The 4,009-nt window shown below is 46.3% G+C and carries 3 protein-coding genes; 2 read left to right on the forward strand and 1 reads right to left on the reverse strand.

The window, feature by feature from the left end; all coding sequences use genetic code 11:
* Positions 1-299: 299 nt before the first annotated feature.
* Both V7Q33_RS23200 and V7Q33_RS23205 read left to right on the forward strand, forming a co-directional pair.
* A complete protein-coding gene (locus V7Q33_RS23200; protein WP_333821477.1) occupies positions 300-1,871 on the forward strand; it encodes an acyl-CoA carboxylase subunit beta in 1,572 nt (523 codons plus the stop codon).
* A 118-nt stretch (positions 1,872-1,989) separates the two neighbouring features.
* A complete protein-coding gene (locus V7Q33_RS23205; protein ID WP_331978680.1) occupies positions 1,990-2,952 on the forward strand; it encodes an isoaspartyl peptidase/L-asparaginase family protein in 963 nt (320 codons plus the stop codon).
* A 52-nt stretch (positions 2,953-3,004) separates the two neighbouring features.
* Here V7Q33_RS23205 and V7Q33_RS23210 read toward each other — a convergent pair.
* Positions 3,005-4,009 (reverse strand): DUF4421 domain-containing protein (locus V7Q33_RS23210; RefSeq protein WP_333821478.1); only part of this gene is annotated, 1,005 nt, incomplete at its 5' end.

Consider the following 4,009-nt stretch of genomic DNA (forward strand, 5'->3'; position numbering starts at 1 on the left):
AGGAAGAGTATATTAACGCTTACCCTAAACGATCTGTGATTTCTGTGGGAAATAAATGCATTTTATTCCCACATCCCGATAGCGTTCGGGAACAGAATAGCACAGAAAAATAAGTTATTCGTTACATGATATTCCTTGTTCTATGTTCAAGAGCTGCAAGCCTCTGGCTGCTGGCTACTGGACGTGTGCATGAGTTGCATGTGTGTCACAAAAACCTTGCTGGCAGCCAGCGGCTTGTAGCCAGCAGCTATTTACGGTTTCCCGTTCCTGATTATATTTAAGACAAATTCTTATCCAAGATGGCCAAACGAATAACTCAGGAATCTGTATTACAGCAAAAGTTCGATGAACTGGAACGCAAGAATCAGGAAGCGTTGACGGGTGGTGGCGAAAAACGCATTGAGCAACAACGCGCTAAAGGAAAGCTCACCGCACGCGAGCGTATTCATATTTTACTGGACGAAGGTTCTTTCGAAGAGCTCGGAAAATTTGTAATGCACCGCAGCAAAGATTTCGGGCTGGATAAAGAATACTATCTGGGTGATGGTGTAGTGACAGGTTATGGAACTGTGAACGGCCGATTGGTCTATGTCTTCTCGCAAGACTTCACGGTGTTTGGCGGCACTCTTTCTGAAACACATGCAGAAAAAATCGTCAAGATCATGGACCTCGCCATGAAAAACGGTGCGCCCATCATCGGTCTTAACGATTCGGGCGGTGCACGCATCCAGGAAGGTGTGGTTTCACTGGGCGGCTATGCGGATATATTTTACAGAAATACATTGGCCTCGGGAGTAATTCCGCAGATCTCTGCAATCATGGGCCCCTGCGCAGGGGGCGCTGTGTATTCACCCGCCATCACCGATTTTATTATGATGGTGGAGAACACTTCGTTTATGTTTGTTACTGGCCCCAACGTAGTAAAAACAGTAACGCACGAAAATGTAACGGCTGAAGAATTAGGCGGTGCACAGACACACAGCTCCAAGAGTGGTGTTACGCATTTTGCCTGTGCCAATGAAATTGAGTGCATCACATACCTGAAAAAGCTGCTCAGCTATATTCCGCAGAACTGCGAAGACGAAGCACCACGCTTACCCTATACTCCGGGCAATGAAAAACGCGAAGCACTGAATCATATCATACCAGCCAATCCCAACCAACCCTACGACATGCGAGAGATTATTAACGAGGTGGTGGATGAAGGAAGTTTCTTTGAAGTACATAAGAACTTTGCTGAAAACATCGTAGTAGGCTTTGCCCGCATTGCCGGACGAAGCATTGGTGTAGTAGGCAACCAGCCTGCATCATTAGCAGGTGTACTCGATATAAACTCCAGCGTAAAGGGCGCACGGTTTGTACGCTTCTGCGATTGCTTTAATATACCGTTGCTCGTGTTTGAAGATGTACCCGGATTTTTGCCGGGCACTGATCAGGAGTGGCACGGCATCATTACCAACGGGGCAAAATTACTCTTTGCATTTTCGGAGGCTACTGTGCCTCGTGTTACCGTCATTACACGCAAGGCCTATGGTGGTGCTTATGATGTAATGAATTCCAAACACATTGGTGCAGACCTCAACTATGCGTGGCCTACGGCCGAAATTGCTGTGATGGGCGCTAAAGGTGCTTCTGAAATTATATTCCGGAAAGAGATTGCAGAAGCGAGCGATCCGGAAGCTAAATTGAATGAGAAAATCGGAGAGTATACGGTAAAGTTTGCCAATCCATATCGTGCAGCGCACCGCGGCTATATTGATGAAGTGATATACCCTGACCAGACCCGCGAAAAACTGATTCGTGCGTTCGCCATGCTCGAAAACAAAGTAGCAAAACTACCGAAGAAAAAACACAGCAACATTCCGCTATAACAACCGAGTAGAACAGGAGAATATATTCGTTTACAACCTTGAACCAGGAACTGCGAACAAAAGAACTTTGCACGAAGAACCCTGAACTTTAAACGCTTAATCATTAACCCAGAAGTACATGACCACCCGCAGAAAATTTATTCAACTCTCCGCACTCGGTGCCTCGCTCCTGCCCTTTAGCAAGAGCTTTGCAAAAAATGCTGCTGCTCCACAGAAGCCCATCGTTCTTTCAACCTGGAACTTCGGACTTGCTGCTAACGTGGAAGCCTGGAAAATCTTATCAACCGGAGGAAGAGCATTGGATGCGGTAGAAGCCGGGGCGCGTGTACCCGAAGGAGATCCGAAAGAAACATCTGTAGGTTTAGGTGGTTTGCCCGATCGTGACGGACATGTTACACTCGATGCCTGTATCATGGATGAGAATGGTAACTGCGGGTCTGTCATGTTTCTTGAACACATTGTGCACCCGGTATCAGTCGCAAGAAAGGTAATGGAAAAAACTCCGCACGTTATACTCGTGGGTGAAGGTGCTCTTCAATTTGCATTGGCCAACGGATTTAAAAAAGAAAATCTCCTCACCAAAGAATCCGAGAAAGCGTGGAAAGAATGGTTGAAGAAAGCAGAGTATAAACCCGTTGCCAACATTGAGAACCACGATACGATTGGTATCATCGCACTGGATGCAAATGGAAATCTTTCCGGTGCCTGCACTACCAGCGGCATGGCCTATAAAATGCACGGCCGCGTAGGCGACTCTCCTGTTATTGGCGCAGGACTGTATGTTGATAATGAAGTGGGTGCAGCCACCGCTACCGGTGTAGGTGAAGAAGTTGTTCGTATTGTAGGTTGTCACCTCGTAGTGGAGTTGATGCGTCAGGGTAATTCTCCACAGGAGGCTTGCCGCCTGGCAGTTGAACGTATTCTGAAAAAGAGCCCTGAAAAAGCAAAACAGGTACAGGTTGGATTTTTAGCATTAAACAAGCAAGGTGAATACGGAGCATATTGCCTGCAAAAAGGATTTACGTATGCTGTTCATAACAATGATGGCAACAAGATATACGATGGCACAAGTCGTTTCTGACGAGTACAATATATAGTAAATGCAAAAGAGGCTGCCGGTAAGGCAACCTCTTTTACATTCCGGGTGGCATGGTTTTGCGATATACTTTTCGCAAAACACCAGGCGCATCAAAACGGTATCCAATCTCTATACCGGTATATCCGTAAAATGCGTTCAATGAAACATCATCGTGCAGCGCAGCTATCCGGTTCTCTACTTCATAACGAATGCCCGCGTATAGTCTGCGCGACTGATAACCGAATCCAAACTTTCCGTCAACAGTAAAGACGAATGCCTGCCGGCCGGAGACTTTATCATCCGGATGATCCAGGTATTTATAAAGGTACAGATCGTAAGAAACGAAAGTCGCAAAAGAAAAATACAGACACCTGTTGAAAACCAGGTTACCGCCTGCTCCCGGAGCAATCCGTAATGTCAATGAGCGAAGTACTTTCGCTTTCGCCAGGTCAGGATAGTAAGGCCGCTGCCACGCATTCATCAGCGATGAGTCACTATACAGCTGATGATAATATATACCTGTCTTTAACAGGAAGCCGGCACGGCTTTTTACCTGCCGCTGTGAAAAGGTAAGCGGAGCGATATAGGAATAACGCTTCCAGTCAAAATTATAAAGCGCTTCGAATTGAAACTCTTTACTGGTAAGATCATCGCGTAATGTATACGGCGGGTTGCCTTCCGGATGATTGTTTGTATTTATATCCGTGAAGCCTTTGATGCGGATATATTTGAATTGGAGCATAAGCGCCTCGCTGCTATATTTAATCGTAGCGGTGCGATATTTACTCTTTGCATAGTCGTCATGCATGTTCATGCCCGACTTCAGGAGAAACGCAAAGCCCGCAGAAATAAACCGATAGCTAACCGACAGGCCGGCGATGTCCGCAATATTAGTGCGTAACTTCATGGCAGGATCAAATCCATTTACCAATGACTTTCGCGAGTTTATATCCGTACGGATGGATGGCGACAACACATGCGCTCCCACCGACAGGTAATTGGGATATGTTTTTATATACAACGAATCCGGAACACTCTGTTTTATCCGCAGGTTGGGGAA

It is taken from the genome of Ohtaekwangia sp. (assembly GCF_036786105.1).
Lineage (GTDB): Bacteria > Bacteroidota > Bacteroidia > Cytophagales > Cyclobacteriaceae > Ohtaekwangia.